Below are 17,186 nucleotides of genomic sequence, written 5' to 3'. Positions count from 1 at the left end.
TCCGTCCTTCGTCATCGCGCGTCGTCCGGCTTCTCGGTGAGGGCGTCGGTGAGGATCCCGAGGCCACGCGTCAGATTGTCGTCGCTGACGGTGAGCGGCGGCAGCACCTTGAGGACCGTGCCGTCGCGGCCGCACGTCTCCACCACCAGGCCGCGATCGAAACACCGCTGCGAGATCTTGCCCGCCGACAGGCCGGGCGCGGTGGAGGTGTCGATGCCCCAGATCAGACCCAGGCCCCGGACCTGTACGCCGAGACGGTGCAGCCCGGCGTCGCCGAGGATCCCGCGCACCATGGCCGCCTTGCGCCGCACCGTGCCGGCGAACACCCCGTCCACCCCGTCCGACCAGTACTCGCGGATCGCCGCGGCCGCCGTCACGAAGGCGAGCTGGTGACCGCGGAACGTGCCGTTGTGCTGACCGGGCTGCCACACGTCGTACCCCGGCTTGATCAGCAACAACGCCATCGGCAGGCCGTAACCGCTGATCGCCTTGGAGAGCGTGACCAGGTCGGGGACGATCCCGGCACGTTCGAAGGAGAAGAACGCGCCGGTACGCCCGCAGCCCGCCTGGATCTCGTCGAGGACGAGCAGGATGCCGTGCTCGTCGCAGAGGGCCCGCAGGCCGCGCAGGAACTCCACCGGCGCGACGTAGACCCCGCCCTCGCCCTGCACCGACTCCAGCAGGATCGCGGCCGGGGCGCCCACCCCCGAGCTGGTGTCGGTGACCATCCGGCGCAGCAGGTCCAGGCTGTCGAAGGCGCCGTACGGCGAGTCCGGGAACGGCACGTGCGTGACCCCGGAGAGCCCGGCCTCGACGCCCTGGCGGTAGAAGGCAGCCGAGGTGGCGGCCAGCGAACCCAGGCTCACCCCGTGAAAGCCGCCGCTGAAGGCGACCACGGTGTGGCGCCCGGTGGCGATCCGGGCCAGTTTGACGGCCGCCTCCACCGCGTTCGTGCCGGACGGGCTGCAGAACTGCACCCGGTACGGCAGGCCGCGCGGCGCCAGCACGTACCGCGAGAAGACGTCCAGGAAATCGCCCTTGGCCTCGGTGAAGAGGTCCAGCCCGTGGGTCAGGCCGTCGGCCTGCAGGTAACTGATCAGCCGGTCCTTGAGGGCGGCGGGGTTGTGTCCGTAGTTGAGGGTGCCCGCACCGGCCAGGAAGTCGATGTAGTCCCGGCCGTCGTGGGTGGTCAGCAGGTCGTCCTTGGCGTGCGCGAAGATCGCCGGGAACGACCGGGAGTAACTGCGGACCGCGGATTCGGTCGTCTCGATCAGCTGCATGTCCGGACTCCGATGTCGGTGCGGAAGCGGTGACCGGCGAAGGAGATCGGACGCACCCCGCGGTACGCCCGGTCGCGTGCCTCGTCCGCGGTCTGCCCGGCGCCCACCACGTGCAGCACCCGGCCGCCCGAGGTGACCGGATGGCCCTCGTCGCCGCGGCGCACGCCGGCGAGGTACACCTCGGCGCCGCCGGCCGCGGCCGCGTCGATGCCGTGCACCCGCTGGCCCGGGTGGTACGCGCCGAACGGCCAGCCCGGGCCGCTGTCGTCCACGGCCCCCTGAACCAGCGCCACCGAGCACCGGGCCAGCCCGTCGGTCTCGACCCGGCAGCGGTCCAGCTCGCCGCGCAGCACCGACCCGCAGAGCGCCAGGAAGTCCGAGCGCACCCCGGGCAGCACCACCTGGGCCTCGGAGTCACCGAACCGGGCGTTGATCTCGATCACCACGGGTCCGGTCGCGGTCAGCATCACGCCGAGATACAGGAAGCCGGTGTACCGCAGGCCCTCGGCGCGGAGCCCGGCCGTCACCGGGTCGAGCAGGCGCCGCCGCAACAGATCCTCCAGCTCACGGCCGGCGAGGGGGTGCGGGGACACCGACCCCATGCCGTCGCAGTTCTTGCCGCGGTCGCCGTCGAGGGTGCGCTTGAAGTCGAGCGCGGTCGGCAACGGCATCGCGGTGTGCCCGTCGAGCAGCGCGAAGAGCGAGAGCTCCGGTCCGTGCAGCCGCCGCTCGACGAGGAGCGGGAAGCCGTGGCGCCGGGACAGCCCGGCGATGGCGGCCTCGGCCTCGGCCCGGTTGCCGCAGACGATCGAGCCGTCGCCGTCCGGGGTCAGTTCGTCGGCCTTGATCACGCAGTCGTACGAGAGCGACCGCGCGTACCGTTGCGCCTGTTCCTGATCGGTGCACGCACGGTACGCGGGGATCGGCACCCCGTGGTCGCGGCAGAACCGCTTGCCCCGTTCCTTGCTGGCCTCCAGCCGCGCGGCGTCGGCGCTCGGCCCGATGACCGGATGCCCGGCCGCGCGCAGCACGTCGGCGTAACCGCGGGACAGCCCGTCGATGGTGGACACGAGGACCACCTCCACCGGATGGTCCTCGAGGAAGCGCAGCGCGGTGCCCGGATCGGTGAGCGAGATCTGCGGCGCCGCGACGATCCGGTCCTCCGCGACCAGGTCGCATCCGGGCCCGTAGTACACCGTCACGCCGGGGTTGGTGCGGGTGAAAAGGCGGCAGATGGCGTGCCCGCGCCCGGTCGCGTCGATCACCAGGACCCGGTCGCTCCCGCCCGGCCGGGCCGTCATGCCGCGGCCCCGGCCCGGGCCCCGAAGACCACCCGCAGCGCCGGATGGTCGGCGACCGGTTCGCCGTTGACCAGCGCGCGGTTGCGGGCCCACTCCGCCGTGGCGTGGGTGTCCGGGGCGGTGTCGCCGGAGACGGTGAACATCGCCACCGCGTCGAGCTGGTCGCTGCGGCCGGTCAGCCGCTGCCCGATCCGTTTCATCAGCCGGCGCGTCTCGGCCTGCGGCGGGAACGTGAAGCCGGTGAGCTCCAGAACCCCGGGCGGCGGCATCACCAGCATGTCGGCGGCGAACCGGTGCGGCTGTCCGAGAGCCGCCACGTCCGGCCGCACCCCGCAACCCACGTCGACGAGCAATTCCTCGAAACGCTTGCCGTACGCCGTGTTGATCAGCACGTTCGCGCCCAGGCCCGCGAAACGCAGGTTGAAGTCGATCAGCTCGACGGGTCCGCGGGCAGGCACCATCACCTCGAGGTGGGTGGGCCCGTGCACGATGTTCAGGCTGCGGTGGAACCGCTGGGCGGCCACGATGATGTCGGCGCGGCGGGGATGCTCGTACGGGAAGAAGAGTCCCTGCTCGACCACCGGGTTCGCGGCCAGCACGTAGCGCCCGGTCAGGCCGATGTGATGGACGGTGCCGCGGTCGGCCAGCGACTCGACCGAGAGCAGCTCGCCGTCGGCGCGTTCCTCCAGCACGAAGCCGCCGTGCGCCGCGATGTACTCGCGCATGAGCGGATTGATCACGGTGTGCGCCGCGACGGCGGCCGCGGCCTCCCGTAACTGGTCCAGGTCGGACACCGCGAAGCAGAGCGCGCTGCCGGTGCCGTTGGCCGGCTTCAGGATGGCGGGCCGGTCGAACCGCCAGTGCGCCCACGTCAGCGCCTCGCGCAGCGACGTGGATCGCAGGGCGGACAGCGACTCGGCGTACAGCTTTGCCCGGACCAGGCCCTTGTCCAGCGCGAACACCGTGTCCGCCACGGTGTTGTGCGGCAGGCCGGCCTTCTCGCGCAGGGCCGCCTCGAAGGGCAGGGTCGGTTCGAAGCCGGCGTAGGTGCCGGCCACCTCGTGGTGGCGCAGCACGTCGTCCACCAGCGCGGTGACCGCGTCGGCGTCGGTCCAGGAGCGGACCGTGATCAGCTCGTCGACCAGGCCGTCCGGGACGGCGAAGTCACCGGAGTCGCGCAGCGGATCCTGGTTGAGCACGACCAGGCGCAGGCCCCGGGCTTTGGCGGCCCTGGCGACGAGCACCATCTGGTTCATCAGTTCGAAGATGACGAATGTCTTCATGCTGGGGTCTCCATCATGTCTGCCGGCGGTGCGCGCCGTGGTGCGGCGGTCCGCCCGCGTGGACGACCGGCGACGGTCCTCAGGCCGGGTGGCGGCCGAGTTCCGTGTCGATCCGGCACAGTGCGTCCGCCAGGTCGGGCGGGCACCGGTCCAGCACGGCGTGCATGGACTCACAGGTCACCCGGGCCGCCTTGACCAGGTGCCGGTGGTGCGGCGGCGGGTCGAGGTAGTACTGGAAGGAGAGCATCTCCAGGGGTGCCATGAACTGGATGAGGGCCTCGTCCGGCAGGCCGGTCACCCAGGCGTCGATCCGGTCGGACTCGACGAGCCGCCCGATCGCCGACCGCAGGGCGGCCAGGCCGGCCGGGCCGGCGGTGCTCGTGGTGCGCCGTGCCATCTCGCCTCCTCGCCGGCCGGTCAGCGGGCGGCCGTGCCGGTCAGGGCGACCGACGGCCGCGCCTGCCAGCCCCGGACGCTGTTGCCGGCGTAGACGTGGCTGAGCAGTCCGCCCCACACCTCGTAGTAGCGGCCGGCCTCGGACGAGCGCAGATCGGCGTTGCGCACCCAGGACGAGTTGGCCCAGTCGCACTTCGGCCGCACGTGGTGCAGGTCGTGCTGCACGGTGTCGCCGACCAGTACCCACATCCGGTACGGCGCGTAGACCAGCACCATGCGCAGCCACCACCGCGCCCAGGCGAGCTGCCGGACCGCCCACGGCCGCCCGGCGACCGCGGGGGCCGGCTCACCGCAGAACCGGCCGAACGTCAACTGGTCGCGCTGACTCTTGGTGAGCCGCTCGGCGTTGTCGAAGAGCCACCAGCGGTGCTCGCTGAGCGTGTAGAGGAACGTCTGGGCCTGGAAGAAGAACGTGGCCGGCACCAACCAGAGCAGCAGCCAGTACAGCCACCAGCCGGTCAGCGCCAGCCCGGCGACGGTGAGCGCCAGGTAGGCCAGGCTCATCACCCGGCGGTGGACGGGCTGCTCGCCGGTGACGTTGGCCCGGACCCGCCCGGCGGTGAACGACCAGTGGTGCCGCGGCGAGAAGACGGCCCGCCACAGGTAGCGGCGGAACTGCTGTTCGGTCATGCCCGGAGCCGCCCCGGTGCTCAGCAGGTACTGCGTGTCACCGTCCCGGAACGAGCAGGGGTGGGCGTGGTGCACCAGGTGTTCCTTGCGGTTCCCGTCGTAGGGCGGCCGCCACAGCAGGGTGGTGACGATCTCGCTGACCACCCGGTTCGCCCGGTCCGAGCGGGCGAACATCCGGTGCAGGGTCTGGTGCACGACCACCACGTCCAGCCGGCGCAGGCCGCCGCCGATCGTCGGCCAGGCCACCAGCAGCAGCGGGACCAGGGCGTACCAGGGCAGGTGCAGGGCCACGGCGCCCAGCGCGATGCCGGCGGCGGTCTGCGCCACCCCGGTCACGGCGGCCAGGTGGGGGTGCCAGAGGACCCGGGGCGCGGCGTCGGCCGGTGGCACCCCGGTGACCCAGGTCAGAAACGGCTGGGTCATCCGGGGCAGTGGGCGCATCGACTCGCGGACGTTCACGCGGGCCCCGTTCACTTCGCCCGGCGCGGATCGGTGGTCCCGCCGAACAGCACGTCGTTCGTCTCGTGCGTGAGCGGCCGGGACAGGTCCGCCGTGCTGGCCAGCGTCATGTTGACGATCATCCGGCGGCCGTCGCCCCGGATCGGGTGCACGCGGTGCATCGTGGTGTTCGTCTTGATCAGGTACGCGTCGCCCGGCTCCAGCGCGTAGGACCGGACCTGGCTGCGCAGCAGCGCGCCGTAGACGTCCGGGTTCTGCTTGTCCCAGCTCGTGCCGGGTGCGGCCTGGACGAACCCGCCGTCGGTGTACGGCGGCGCCTCCAGCACGAGGATGATCCCGTACGTGTAGTCGTCCCAGTGCCAGCCGTGGGTGTCGCCGGTGCGGTCCAGCACACTGATCACGTAGTGCTCACCCGCGTAGGGGCAGACGTGCACGCGCTCACCGACGATGTCGGAGGCGATGTCGAGCATGTCAGGATTGAAGTAGAAGGCGTGGATCAGCGGGCCCTCGTCGCGGATCACGGGTTGTCCCACCGTCGTCATCCGCCGGGGCGTGCTGTCGGTGATCGCGAAGACCAGGTCGTGCGGGGTGCCGTTGCGCTCGGCGATGCTCCGGGCCTCGGCGGCGATCGCCTCGGTGAGCTCCGGTGGGCAGAACTGCCGGAGCACGACGATGTTCTCGGTGGCGAACCGGTCGTGCAGGTCCCGGACGCGGTCCGGGCCGAAGGTCCGGCGGACGTGCCGGGCCAGGGCAGGGCGTAGTTGATCGGCGGTCAGCGCTGACGTCGTTGTCATTGCGTCTCTCCAATATTGACATGGACGACCGAGCGTCGGGCCTCGGCCGGAATGCGGAGCAGCAGGCAGCCAGAATCGTTCCGGCGCCTTTTCCGGAAATGGGAACGTTCTGAGGGAAGCACGACGCCGAACGGTTTCAGAAACGTCGTGGAATGGCCGCGACACGGTGCGGACCGTCCTCGACGACGGCCGCACGGGTGCTCGGCGGGTGGGTCAACGCAGCGAGCAGCGTGCCGCCCGGGCAGCAGCTCGCGTCGGCATCAACCTTGAATCAGCATGAATACGATCCCCCGTGCCGTCGTCGCCCGCTGATGATGGGGGACCTCGCCGACCCGGGAAGCATGCCCCGTCATCGTTCGTCTCGTGGCGAGTGGTCCAGCCCGCGGCGGGCTCATCGTAAACGTGAAGACGACACAGTGAACTTCGATCGATCCGATAGCGCCATTGCCGTCAATCGATTGCGGTTGAAGGCTAGAGAAAGGGACGGTGCGCTGTCAACCACGACACCCGCGGTGACCTCCGACGGCCGGCCCCGGCGCGAGCTCCTGGTCGGACATACTGGTGACCATGAAACTTGCCGAGGCTCTCGCGTTGCGCGCGGACGCGTCGCGCCGCGCGGAACAACTGCGGTCCCGGGTGACCGGCAGCGCCCGCTATCAGGAGGGCGAGGCCCCGGCCGAGGACGCGGCGGCGTTGCTGACCGAGGCCGGCCAGGTCCTCGGCGAGCTGGAGTCGCTGATCCGGCGGATCAACCGGACCAACGCCGCGACCGTCGTCGAGGGCGGCGGGACGCTGACCGACGCGATCGCCCGCCGCGACGTCCTGCGGCTGCGGCACAGCATGATCACCTCGGCTGCCGACGCCGCGGCCGGGGAAGGGCAACGCGGGTTCCGGCAGCTGCGGTCCGAGCTGAAGATGATCCCGGCGCTGCCGGTGGCCGACCTGCGACGCCAGGCCGACGATCTGGCCCGGCAACTGCGCGAGGTCGACACCCTGATCCAGCGGACGAACTGGGAGGCCGATCTCCTGGACTGAGGACGCGGAGCAGGTAGCCGACGTGGAGGCGTGCACGCACCCGAGAGCCGGCGGGCAAATCGGCTCCTTTCTTGGCGCGCCGCGGGCAGGTGCAGGGGTTCGATTCCCCGGATGACAACGCACGCCCAGCACCGGGCACAAGTGACGGCGCACAGGGAACAACTCACCACCGAGTGCAGATCCACGACGGCGAGGGCGGGAACGGGGAACTCCGCGTCTCTTCTCCACCACATCTCCACACCACGGTCGACCGGTGTGGAGACGATTACGGAGGTACGGCCAGGTGCGACGGCGGGCTGCCGGGACCTATTAGCTGAGGGCTCATAGAGCGCGACGCTTCCAGCCGATGAGGAAGCATCGACTGCGCCCCGGAGTCATCGCAACGCGGCCGCGAGGTCGGCAGCGATCTCGAAGGTCGGCGCCGCCCGTAGGGTCTCGTCCGCGTTCAGCGCGATGTGCTCGGCGCGGGCCAGCATCTCCGTTGCGGTGTCCCGGTCATGAAGCGTCATCGCCAGTTCCGCGCGGTACACCAGAACCTCGACGTGGGTCACCGGGTCGTCGTCGGCCCGCGGGCGAGCCAGCGCGCTGTCGAGAATGCGGGCTGCCTGGCCCGCGTCACCCTTGGAGTCGGCCAGCACGACGGCGTTCGCCAGCGCCTTGGCGAGCCGGCCGGCGGGTTCGGGTGCCGGCGCAGGCGCCGTGGGGGCGTGCTGGAAGACGCGGATCCAGTTGCCACCCGGGTCGATGACGCTGAACCCGCCCACCCCATCGGCGTTCTTCCGAGCCCTGGGCCGGGTCATCCGCGGGATTCCGGACACCAGGACTTTGCCGTACGCGGCCCGCATGCCGGCAGCGAAAGCACGGTGCAGTCCCGCGATGTCCGGGGTGAGCACGAGACAGGAGCCGTAGGACTGCTCTGCGTCGAAGCCGGCCATCTCGAAGAACTGCAGGTTCAGGTCTTCACGCTGGAGTCCCATGCAGGGGTTGGGTTTGCGCTGCTTGTACGTGGTGCTGAAGCCGAGAGCCCGGTAGAAGGTCTCGATGTCGTCGATCGACGCGCAGGGCAGCAGCGGAACGGTCACCTCGTTGGTCATGGCTCTTTCCTAGGCGCCCCGGACGGTCCGTCGCACATGGAAATAGCCGATCATCGCTCGATCGCCTCCGATCAGCCGATGCGGCCGATCACCCGTCTCGCGGGGCAGTTCCGGCGCTGCTGTCCGGCTCGAAGACGATGCTCATGTCGAAGTTCTGCAGCTGCTGCCCGCGGATCTCGGCCAGCCGGGTGGCGTCGACGGCGAACCCGAACCGTTCGAAGGCGGGTTTCGCCGTGCGGCTGGCGTGCACCCGCAACCCCTGGTGACCGTCGGCGGCCGCCTCCCGCAGGATTCGGGTGACCAGCGCGCGAGCCACGCCGCGGCCGCCGACGTCGGGGTGGACGAAAAGCATGTCCAGCACGCCGTCGCCGGTGAAGTCACCGAAGCCTACGACGGCGCCGTCCCAGCAGGCGACGTAGGTTCTCGAGGCCGAGCGACGTTCCTGCCACCGGGCCTCGTCGACGCTCGGCGGTGCCCACGCCTCGATCTGTTCGGCGGTGTAGTCGCGGCTGGCCGTGCCGTGGACGGCTGCCCGGAAGACCCGCCAGGTGTCACCGGCGTCGCCGGCCTCATAGCGGCGGATGACAAGGTTTCCCGGCGGCCGGGCGTCGGAGGTCACGATCAGATTCTGGACCATCGCCGGACCCGGCATGCGATCACGCCGATCATGCTCCTGAACGGCAAGGTCTTCCCCACTCAGGCCGGGACGGTCGACGAGATCGTGGCGGTGATGCACCGCTGGGCCGCCGACGACGGCGCCGAGGGCCCGCAGGTTCTCACCAACCGGGCCTTCGCGGTGCTCACCCCGGGCCCTCCACCCCTGATCACCGGCCGCAGGTTCCCCTACATCGCCCGCCGCCCACCCACCGGAGCGAGAAGGACCGCGCGATGTGCGACAGAGAAGCACGTTGCGGCGGCGCGAGCTTGCCGGCTGGTGCTCACGGTCGTTATGAGGCACGAGGAACGACCGTGAGCACCAGCCGGCAAGCGTGAGCCGCGCTGCCCGCCCGGCACGGAAGCAGGGCTGGCGCCGGGCGGTGCCGACGGGTCGCGGTCAGCTCCCGGACCGAGCGTCAGCGCCGGCCGGCGGTTGCAGTCAGCTCCCGGGTTTGTCGTCCGGCTTTTCCTGCGGGACGGGAACCGGGCCGGGCTTCTCGTGGCGGGGTGCGTCCTGCAGGTCGACCGGACGTTCGATGTCGGGGCGCTCGGTGAGCTCGGGAAGTTCCTCGTTCTCGGTCATGACGGGGACATACCCTGCCTTGGCGCTGATGAACTGGTGCAGCTTGACCCACTCGCTCTCGAACAGCGCGCCGTAGGCCCGGGCGTCGTCGACCAGGTCACGGGCGCGACCGTAGTCACCGGCGAGGAACGCGGCGCTGGCGGCGGCGTTGGCGTGCCGGCCGGCGGCGCGCAGCTGCTCGTGGGTCGGCCCGGGCGTGGCGGGCAGTCCGTTCGCCGCGACCCGCTGCCGCAGCCAGTCGCGCTCGGGCTCGGTGGCCTCGGCGATCTCGAAGACGTACGTCAGAACGTCGCCGGCCACGTCACGGTAGGCCGGCGCCCACCGTTCCAGCGCCAGCAGCAACTCCCGCTCGCGTATCTTCGTCCGGCGGTCCCGCAGATCATTCTCGGCCAGCGCGGTCACTGGGCCTCCCCCCAACCAGAAGATCGTTCACTCTTGCGGCGGGCCGGGATTCCCTGCTCCTCCCGCCGCAAACGGCACTCGGCGTAACGGTCGGGTCACGGCGCCGGGGCGGGGAGGCCGGTCAGCGGAGGTAGATCTGGATGGAGCCGCCGACCAGCTCGTCCTTGCGGCTGGTGGCCAGGATGCGGTCGAGTTGCGCGCGGGCGGCCTTGCGGTCGCCGGTGGCGGGCAGGCACGAGCTTTTCGGGGCCAGGCACCGCTCGGAGATCGCGATCACGCCGTGCACCTGGTCGAGCGGCACGGTGAACGGACTGATCGCGGTGATCCCGTAGTACGCCGGCTCACCGCGCCCCTTGTAGATCAGGAACACCGGCTGCCCCGGGTACTCCTGTTTCACGCGTTCGCCGAGTCGGCCCAGGTCCTGGCCCCAGTCGACGTTCGAGTCGGTCAGCATCTCGTGGGTCCCCTGCACCCCGCCGAACGCCTCGTTGGAGTAGGCCAGGTAGTACGGGAACGCGCTGAGCGAGCTGACCGCCACATACGCCGCGAGCACGCCCGCGGCCACGTGCAGCCAGCGCCGCCGGTACGCCAGGACCGCGGCCGCGACGACGGCCAGGATCACCGGCACGAAGATCGCGTACCGGACACCCCAGTTCCGTGACCCGGCCATCGCCACCCCGGTCAGCAGCAGGGTCGGGACCAGCACGTACGGCCCGACGGCCCGCAGCCGCGGGGTGATCAGAACGGCGACCGTGCCCATGATCCAGAGGACGATCATCCCGATCGGCTCCTTGATCAGCAGCGCGGCCGGAAGGTAATACCACTTCGCGCCCTGGTACGACTCGCCGAACAGGAACCCGGAGTACGTCGCGTGCTCGAGGTTGAACTGGTAGCGCATCCCGTCCCGGTACGGCAGCGGGTACGGCAGCAGGTTCGTGAGGTTCGCCTTGACCCCGGTCAGCGGGCCCACGCTCCTCGGCGAGACCCAGTGCAGGTGCGGGTCGACGATCAGATAGCAGGCCCAGACCACGGCGACCGAGATCGCGGCGACCCCGGCGGCCACCGCGACGCCGAGCCCGAGACGCCGCAGCACGGGACGCTTGCCGGTGACGCGGTCGCGGGTCAGGTGCCACACCGTCAGCACGACCAGCAGCCCGGCGATCGGCACCGCCGGGAGCGTGCTCATCTTCGAGGCAGTGGACGCGCCGAGCGCGAGACCCGCCAGCGGCAGATAGCGGTACGGCCGTGAGCGCGCCCGCCAGAGCAGCCAGAGCGCGGTCAGCAGGAAGCCGGCGGACGGCATGTCGACGTTCGCCAGCGAACCGTACGCGATGGCGTCGGGCGAGAACGCGTACAGCGCGAGCGCCAGCAGCCCGCCGATCGGGCCGGTCAGGTCCCTGGCGAAGGCGAACACCACCAGGCCGAACAGCAGCGTCAGGACGATCATCGGCAGCCGCGCGACGAGGAGCACGTGCTGGGCGTCGTTGCCGCCCTCGTACAGGGCCGCCTTGCCGAGATCCGACGGATGAACCGGGTACGGCTTGTCGAGCCGCACGTCGATGAAGGCGAGACCGGACGCGATGACGAGTTTCGCCAGCGGTGGATGCTCGTAATTGTAGGTGAACCGGTGATCGTGGAGGTAGGTGACAGCGGTCCCGATGTAGACCGGCTCGTCCACGGTCGGTGACTGTTGCCGGGCCGCGGTCACCATGCCGGCCGCCATCTGACCGAGGAACAGCAGGATCACCACGAGGGTCATCCACGGCCGCCAGCGCGATCCCGGCCCGGCCCGGTCGCCGGCCGGCCGCTGGGCCGGGGGAACCGCGGCCTGTCTGCCGGTGTCGGCGGGTGCCGTTTCCTGGCTCATCGAGCTGGTTCCTCCCCCGAGGTCGGTCCGGCTTTCGCCGAAGCGGCCCCCATACTGGCACGCCGACGCCGCCCGATCCGCCCCGTACGCCGATCCCCGGAACCCTGGACCGGCTCGAAACCCCAGGTCAGTACGCCTGACCGGGGGTGTGGCCGGGCGCAATCGAGGCCTGCACCACAAGGGCCGCCGCTCCGATGGCAGCGGTGTCGCGGGGTTGCGCGGAGAGCTCGACGACGATGCCGTGCCGGCGGCGCGCATGGGCGGTGCGGTCCAGGTGGCCGCGCAGCCGCCGGGCGTGGATCGCGCCGGCCAGGGCCACCCCGGGGCCGGTCAGCACCAGGCGGCCCAGGTCGAGAAGGTTCACCATCGACGTCACGGCGACGCTGAGGTACGCCGCGGCCTGGTCGACGATCGCGTGGGCGTCCCGGTCGCCGTTCACCGCCGCGCGCGAGATCAGGTCGTACGCGCCGGCCGTGGTCGCGCCCTCCAGGCCGAGCCGCCGCCCGAGCGGGGTCGCGCGGGCCTCGGCGACGACGGCGGTGGTCGACGCGTACCGCTCGACGCAGCCCCGGTTGCCGCACGGGCATTCCCGGCCGTCGAAGGCGATCGACATGTGGCCGAGCTCGCCGGCGTCGAAGCTGGCGCCCCGGAACAGCGCGCCGCCGAAGACGAAGCCGGCCCCGATCCCGGCGCCGACGTAGATGCAGCCGAACGACTGTTCACGCGAGACGCGACGGCTCCAGAACTCGCCGAGCGCGGCCGCCGCGGCATCGTTCTCGACGATGACCGGCAGCCCTATCGACGACGTCAGCTCGGCACGCAGGGCGCCGCCGAGCCCGGTGTTCCCGGCCGGGCCGACCACGGCCAGCCCCTCGATGCGCTCGCGGGGCAGGTCCAGGGCCTGGGTGAAGTCGTCGAACCGGCCGGCCAGTGCGGCGGCGCCGGCGCCCGTGAACGGGACGACCTCCCGGCCGACGACACCACCGGTCAGGTCGATCGCGACGCACGTGACCGTCTCCGGGCCGAGGTGGATACCGACGCCGAACCGGTTGTTCGGGTTCAGCGAGATCAGTTTGCGGGGCTTGCCCCGTACCGAATCGGTGGATCCTGTCTCGTGGATGATCCCGTCCGTGATCAGCTCGCGCACGATGATCGAGATCGACGGCTGGGTGAGCCCGGTCAGGTCCGCGAGCTCGACGCGGCTGATCGTGTTCGCCGACCGGATCACGTCGACGATCAGGGCGCGGCTGCCCGGCCCGGCCGCGGGGGCTTCACGACGCGCCATCCGCCTCAGGACTCCGATCTCCCGCTGACCAACAGGCGCTACCGTACCTGGCGGCGGGCAGCATCGAAGGGGGACACCGGTGGCGGGTACGGCAGGACGGGTCGGGCTGGTGCTGGCCCGGGCGTCGCAGGTGCTCGGCGAGGAGGCGTATTACCACGAGTTCCTCGAGGGTCTCGAGCGCGTGCTCACCCCGGCCGGGACCTCCGTGCTGGTGCGGGTCGTGCCGGACCGTGCCGCCGAGACCGCGGTCTACCAGCGCTGGTCCGCCGAGCGCCGCGTCGACGGGGTGATCCTGGTGGACCTGACACCGTCGGACGAGCGGGTCGCGCTGGTCAAGCGGCTGGAGCTGCCGGCCGTGGTGATCGGCGACCCCTCCACGGCGGACGGGCTGCCCACGGTCTGGACCGACGACGCCGGGTTCGCCCGTGAGGCCGTGTCGTTCCTGTCCGGTCTGGGTCATCGGCTGATCGCGCAGGTCAGTGGGCCGACGTCGTTTGCGCACACGCAGTTGCGGCGATCCGGGTTCCGGGCCGAGAGCGAGGCTCACGGTCTGCTGCTGGTCCAGGTGGAGGGCGATTACTCGTACGACGCGGGCCTCACCGCCACGTCCTCGCTTCTCGCGGCGCCGGAGCGGCCGACCGCGCTGGTCTTCGACAACGATGTGATGGCGATCGGCGGGCTGCAGGCGATCGCCGATCGTGGCCTGTCGGTGCCCGCCGACGTGTCCGTGGTGGCCTGGGACGACTCACCGCTGTGCCAGCTCGCGACGCCCGCGTTGTCCGCGATGAGTCACGACGTCGGCCGGATCGGCGAGCTGGCCGCGATGGCGCTCTCCGATGCGATGTCGGGACGTCCCGCGGAGGTCTACGAGGCTCCGCCGGCTCACATCGTCGTGCGCGAGAGCACCGTCGGCGGCTGAGCCGCGGGCGGTGGTCACGAGCGCGTCCACCTATGTCATGACTAGATAAATTATTAATCTAAGCTTGACGTCGATGTCATGGCGGCGGCATGCTGAGGCCCTCCCGCGCCGCTCCCCCCAGGCGCGAAAACCGATGCTGAGCAGGACGGACACCCGTATGCCCATAATCAGGAACCTCCTCGCGATCGCTGTCGCCACCACGCTCCTCGCCGGCTGCACCGGCGGCGCCGGTGACGACTCGACCGGGCCCGCCGACTTCGCCGGTGACATCACGGGCGAGATCACGGTCCTCACGAACCGCACCGATCTGGCGACCACGACCCTTCCCGAGTACGCCAGGAAGTTCACCGCCGAGCACCCCGGCACCAAGGTCAGCTTCGAGCCGGTCACCGACTACGAGGGTGATGTCACCACCCAGTTGAGCTCCGGCGACTACGGCGACGTGCTGCTCGTCCCGAACACCGTGCCGGTCGACCAGCTCGCCCAGTTCTTCGAGCCGCTCGGCAGCGTCGAGGAGTTGCGGCCGAAGTACCGGTTCATCGACGAGAAGGCGTACGGCGGCCAGGTCTACGGCTTGTCGATCGGTGGCGTCGCCCAGGGCATGGTCGTCAACAAGCGCGTCTGGGCGCAGGCCGGGGTCACCGCGCCGCCGAAGACGCCCGAGGAGTTCCTGACCGGGTTGCGGGCCATCAAGTCGAAGACCGGGGCCGTCCCGTACTACACGAACTACAAGGACGGCTGGCCGCTGAGCTTCTTCAACTCGCAGCGCGCGATCGTGAACGACCCGCAGATCAACGAGAAGTTCCCGGCCGACCCGTCGCCGTGGCAGCCCGGCAAGATCCAATACACCACCGACGGCCTGCTGTTCGACATCGTCCACCAGGGACTCAGCGAGAAGGACCCGCTGACCACCAACTGGGAGGGCTCCAAGCCGATGATCGCCACCGGCAAGGTGGCCACGATGGTCCTCGGCTCCTGGGCGGTCCCGCAGCTGAGGGACGCCGCGAAGGCCGCCGGCGCAAACCCCGACGACATCGCGTTCTGGCCGTTCCCGGTCCAGACCGGCGGGAGGTTCCACTCCCGGATCGAAGGCGACTACAAGGCCGGGGTCAGCAAGAACTCCAAGAACAAGGCGACCGCGAAGGCCTGGCTGGACTTCTTCGTCAACGAGTCCGGTTTCGCCCAGGACCAGCAGGCGATCCCGCCGGCCACCGGGCAGCCGCTGCCGCCCGCGCTGCAGGCGTTCCAGGACACCGGCGTCGACCTCATGGAGATCCCGGCCGCGACCACGAACGCCGGTAGGGAGGACCAGATCATCAAGGAGTCCGAGATCGATCTGGCCGGCAACATCTACCGGCAGAAGCTGGTCGACATCGCCCGCGGCGCGGCCAAGGGCGACAAGGAGTCCTACTTCGCCGACCTGAACGGGCGCTGGGGCAAGGCGCAAGCGGCGGTCATGAAGTGACGAAGGCACGAACCCACTGGCTCTATCTCGCGCCGGCGCTCGCGCTGCTGATCACGTTCACCTACGTGCCGGTCGCGAACATGGTCTGGTACAGCTTCCACAAATGGGACGGGCTCAGCCCCACGATGACCGGCGCCGGCCTCGGCAATTACGTGCGGGTCCTCACCGACGAGGAATACCGGCGGGTGTTCCTGGTCAGCCTCTACTACTTCGCGGCGTCGTTCCTGCAGATCGCGGTCGCGCTCTACTTCGCGGTGGTGCTCACGTTCCAGCGCCGGCTGCGGAACCTGTTCAAGGGCATTCTGTTCTTCCCGTACCTGCTCAACGGCGTCGCGGTCGGATTCGTCTTCCTCTACCTGTTCCAGCCGGGCGGCACGCTCGACACGGTTCTCGGATTCCTCGGCGTCAGCGGCGATCACCTGTGGCTCGGAGACCCGGACATCGCGAACTACTCGCTGGCCGGCACCTCGGTCTGGCGGTTCACCGGGCTCAGTTTCGTGCTGTTCCTCGGCGCGATCCAGTCCATTCCGCCGGACCTCTACGAGGCCGCCGAGATCGACGGTGCGAATCGGTGGCACCAGTTCCGGTTCATCATCGCGCCCGGAATCCGCCGGATCATCGGGCTCAGTTTCATCCTGGCGATCTCCGGCAGCCTCTCGGTGTTCGAGATCCCGTTCATCATGACCGGCGGCGCGAACGGCACCCGCACGTTCGTGATCCGCGCCTACGAGACCGCGTTCCAGTTCCGCCAGATCGGGCTGGCATCCGCGATGGCCGTGGTGCTGCTCCTGCTGGTGCTCCTGATCACCTGGGTGCAGCGCCGGATCGTCCCCGATGAGGAGGTGACGTTGTCGTGATCCGGATCGGTAAGTGGATCTCGCTGATCGGCGCCGCGCTGGTCGTTCTGGCTCCGCTGGTGGTCGTGCTTTTCGCCGCTTTCAAAACGCATTCCGAGTACGCGACCACGGGCGCCCTGACTCCCCCGCACGACTGGTTCCACCTGGCGAACTTCCGGACCGCGTGGACGAACGGCGCGATGCTGCGCGGCTTTCTCAACACCACGATCATCCTGGTGATCTCGCTGACCGGCACGGTGTTCGTGGGGACCCTCGCGGCCTACGCCGTGAACCGTTTCCAGTTCCGCCTCAAGCGCCTGGTCCTCGGCCTGTTCCTGGTCGCGGCGCTGGTTCCGGGCGTGACGACCCAGATCGCGACGTATCAGATCGTCAAGTCGATGGACCTGGTCAACACACTGTGGGCGGCAATCGTGCTGTTCCTCGGCACGGACATCGTCTCCATCTACATCTTCGTGCAGTTCATGCAGTCGATTCCGCCCAGCCTCGACGAGGCCGCGGTGCTCGACGGCGCCACCCGGTTCGGCGTCTACCGCAGGATCATCCTGCCGCTGATGAAACCGGCGATCGCGACCGTGGTGATCATCAAGGGCATCGCCATCTACAACGAGTTCTACATCCCGTTCCTCTATCTGCGCTCCCCCGGACTGAACGTCATCTCGACGGCGCTCTTCCGCTTCAAGGGGCCCTACGGCGCGCAGTGGGAGGTCATCGCGGCCTGCACGATGATCGTCATCCTGCCGACCGTCGTGATCTTCCTGCTGCTGCAGCGCTTCATCTACACCGGCATCACCGCCGGCGCCACGAAATGACGGGGAGATC

General features: G+C 70.1%; 17 protein-coding genes. 6 read left to right on the top strand and 11 right to left on the bottom strand.

What is annotated here, in order from left to right; translation table 11 throughout:
• Positions 1–11 precede the first annotated feature (11 nt).
• From Acy02nite_RS38250 to Acy02nite_RS38225, 6 genes are all read right to left on the bottom strand, one after another.
• On the bottom strand, positions 12–1,280 hold the full coding sequence (locus Acy02nite_RS38250; protein ID WP_203752780.1) for an aspartate aminotransferase family protein: 1,269 nt from the start codon (positions 1,278–1,280) through the stop codon (positions 12–14).
• A complete protein-coding gene (purD, locus tag Acy02nite_RS38245) occupies positions 1,271–2,581 on the bottom strand; it encodes a phosphoribosylamine--glycine ligase (protein WP_203752778.1) in 1,311 nt (436 codons plus the stop codon). Before purD ends, Acy02nite_RS38250 begins: the two co-directional genes overlap by 10 nt.
• A complete protein-coding gene (locus Acy02nite_RS38240) occupies positions 2,578–3,864 on the bottom strand; it encodes an ATP-grasp domain-containing protein (protein ID WP_203752776.1) in 1,287 nt (428 codons plus the stop codon). The genes purD and Acy02nite_RS38240 overlap by 4 nt, the downstream gene beginning before the upstream one ends.
• Before the next feature lie 79 nt (positions 3,865–3,943).
• Positions 3,944–4,261 (bottom strand): hypothetical protein, encoded by a 318-nt coding sequence (locus tag Acy02nite_RS38235; RefSeq protein WP_203752774.1) that lies wholly within the window; start codon positions 4,259–4,261, stop codon positions 3,944–3,946.
• Positions 4,262–4,281: 20 nt separating this feature from the next.
• Complete coding sequence (locus Acy02nite_RS38230) at positions 4,282–5,409, bottom strand: fatty acid desaturase (protein WP_203752772.1); 1,128 nt, start codon at positions 5,407–5,409, stop codon at positions 4,282–4,284.
• A gap of 11 nt (positions 5,410–5,420) precedes the next feature.
• A complete protein-coding gene (locus Acy02nite_RS38225) occupies positions 5,421–6,203 on the bottom strand; it encodes a HalD/BesD family halogenase (RefSeq protein WP_203752770.1) in 783 nt (260 codons plus the stop codon).
• Positions 6,204–6,770: 567 nt separating this feature from the next.
• On the opposite strand from Acy02nite_RS38225, the gene Acy02nite_RS38220 reads away from it, so the two are divergent.
• The gene (locus tag Acy02nite_RS38220) at positions 6,771–7,238 is read left to right on the top strand and encodes a DIP1984 family protein (RefSeq protein ID WP_203752768.1); all 468 of its coding nucleotides are present in this window, start codon (positions 6,771–6,773) and stop codon (positions 7,236–7,238) included.
• Positions 7,239–7,612: 374 nt separating this feature from the next.
• Here Acy02nite_RS38220 and Acy02nite_RS38215 read toward each other — a convergent pair whose 3' ends face one another.
• A complete protein-coding gene (locus tag Acy02nite_RS38215; protein ID WP_203752766.1) occupies positions 7,613–8,332 on the bottom strand; it encodes a DUF8817 family protein in 720 nt (239 codons plus the stop codon).
• A gap of 88 nt (positions 8,333–8,420) precedes the next feature.
• Positions 8,421–8,951, bottom strand: a complete 531-nt coding sequence (locus Acy02nite_RS38210; RefSeq protein WP_203752763.1) for a GNAT family N-acetyltransferase — start codon at positions 8,949–8,951, stop codon at positions 8,421–8,423.
• Between the two features lie 48 nt (positions 8,952–8,999).
• Between Acy02nite_RS38210 and Acy02nite_RS38205 the strand changes: the two genes are divergently transcribed.
• Positions 9,000–9,305, top strand: coding sequence for a hypothetical protein (locus Acy02nite_RS38205; RefSeq protein WP_203752758.1), 306 nt, complete (start codon positions 9,000–9,002; stop codon positions 9,303–9,305).
• 123 nt (positions 9,306–9,428) lie between these two features.
• Here the strand turns inward: Acy02nite_RS38205 and Acy02nite_RS38200 are convergent, their stop codons facing one another.
• The 3 genes from Acy02nite_RS38200 to Acy02nite_RS38190 form a co-directional block, all read right to left on the bottom strand.
• Positions 9,429–9,974: a hypothetical protein gene (locus tag Acy02nite_RS38200; protein WP_203752756.1), complete on the bottom strand. Its 546-nt coding sequence runs from the start codon at positions 9,972–9,974 to the stop codon at positions 9,429–9,431.
• A gap of 121 nt (positions 9,975–10,095) precedes the next feature.
• Positions 10,096–11,841 carry an ArnT family glycosyltransferase gene (locus tag Acy02nite_RS38195; RefSeq protein ID WP_239175579.1) on the bottom strand — a complete coding sequence of 582 codons (1,746 nt, stop codon included), beginning with the start codon at positions 11,839–11,841 and terminating at the stop codon, positions 10,096–10,098.
• Between the two features lie 127 nt (positions 11,842–11,968).
• Positions 11,969–13,126 (bottom strand): ROK family transcriptional regulator, encoded by a 1,158-nt coding sequence (locus Acy02nite_RS38190; protein ID WP_203752753.1) that lies wholly within the window; start codon positions 13,124–13,126, stop codon positions 11,969–11,971.
• 79 nt (positions 13,127–13,205) lie between these two features.
• Between Acy02nite_RS38190 and Acy02nite_RS38185 the strand changes: the two genes are divergently transcribed.
• The 4 genes from Acy02nite_RS38185 (at position 13,206) to Acy02nite_RS38170 (ending at position 17,176) form a co-directional block, all read left to right on the top strand.
• Positions 13,206–14,045 (top strand): LacI family DNA-binding transcriptional regulator, encoded by an 840-nt coding sequence (locus tag Acy02nite_RS38185; RefSeq protein WP_203752751.1) that lies wholly within the window; start codon positions 13,206–13,208, stop codon positions 14,043–14,045.
• Positions 14,046–14,202: 157 nt separating this feature from the next.
• Positions 14,203–15,510, top strand: a complete 1,308-nt coding sequence (locus Acy02nite_RS38180; protein ID WP_203752749.1) for an ABC transporter substrate-binding protein — start codon at positions 14,203–14,205, stop codon at positions 15,508–15,510.
• Positions 15,507–16,367, top strand: a complete 861-nt coding sequence (locus Acy02nite_RS38175; RefSeq protein ID WP_239175577.1) for a carbohydrate ABC transporter permease — start codon at positions 15,507–15,509, stop codon at positions 16,365–16,367. The genes Acy02nite_RS38180 and Acy02nite_RS38175 overlap by 4 nt, the downstream gene beginning before the upstream one ends.
• The gene (locus tag Acy02nite_RS38170; RefSeq protein WP_203752747.1) at positions 16,364–17,176 is read left to right on the top strand and encodes a carbohydrate ABC transporter permease; all 813 of its coding nucleotides are present in this window, start codon (positions 16,364–16,366) and stop codon (positions 17,174–17,176) included. The genes Acy02nite_RS38175 and Acy02nite_RS38170 overlap by 4 nt, the downstream gene beginning before the upstream one ends.
• The last annotated feature ends 10 nt before the right edge of the window (positions 17,177–17,186 follow it).

It is taken from the genome of Actinoplanes cyaneus (assembly GCF_016862095.1).
Classification (GTDB): domain Bacteria; phylum Actinomycetota; class Actinomycetes; order Mycobacteriales; family Micromonosporaceae; genus Actinoplanes; species Actinoplanes cyaneus.
Note: the sequence above shows the minus strand (reverse complement) of the source record. Positions and strands in the feature narration are given on the sequence as shown.

Coding starts and splice junctions, on each gene's coding strand:
- Acy02nite_RS38205 (WP_203752758.1), top strand. CDS start 9,000: ATGCTCCTGAACGGCAAGGTCTTCCCCACTCAGGCCGGGACGGTCGAC.
- Acy02nite_RS38190 (WP_203752753.1), bottom strand. CDS start 13,126: ATGGCGCGTCGTGAAGCCCCCGCGGCCGGGCCGGGCAGCCGCGCCCTG.
- Acy02nite_RS38215 (WP_203752766.1), bottom strand. CDS start 8,332: ATGACCAACGAGGTGACCGTTCCGCTGCTGCCCTGCGCGTCGATCGAC.
- Acy02nite_RS38195 (WP_239175579.1), bottom strand. CDS start 11,841: ATGAGCCAGGAAACGGCACCCGCCGACACCGGCAGACAGGCCGCGGTT.
- Acy02nite_RS38225 (WP_203752770.1), bottom strand. CDS start 6,203: ATGACAACGACGTCAGCGCTGACCGCCGATCAACTACGCCCTGCCCTG.
- Acy02nite_RS38240 (WP_203752776.1), bottom strand. CDS start 3,864: ATGAAGACATTCGTCATCTTCGAACTGATGAACCAGATGGTGCTCGTC.
- Acy02nite_RS38250 (WP_203752780.1), bottom strand. CDS start 1,280: ATGCAGCTGATCGAGACGACCGAATCCGCGGTCCGCAGTTACTCCCGG.
- purD (WP_203752778.1), bottom strand. CDS start 2,581: ATGACGGCCCGGCCGGGCGGGAGCGACCGGGTCCTGGTGATCGACGCG.
- Acy02nite_RS38235 (WP_203752774.1), bottom strand. CDS start 4,261: ATGGCACGGCGCACCACGAGCACCGCCGGCCCGGCCGGCCTGGCCGCC.
- Acy02nite_RS38220 (WP_203752768.1), top strand. CDS start 6,771: ATGAAACTTGCCGAGGCTCTCGCGTTGCGCGCGGACGCGTCGCGCCGC.
- Acy02nite_RS38180 (WP_203752749.1), top strand. CDS start 14,203: ATGCCCATAATCAGGAACCTCCTCGCGATCGCTGTCGCCACCACGCTC.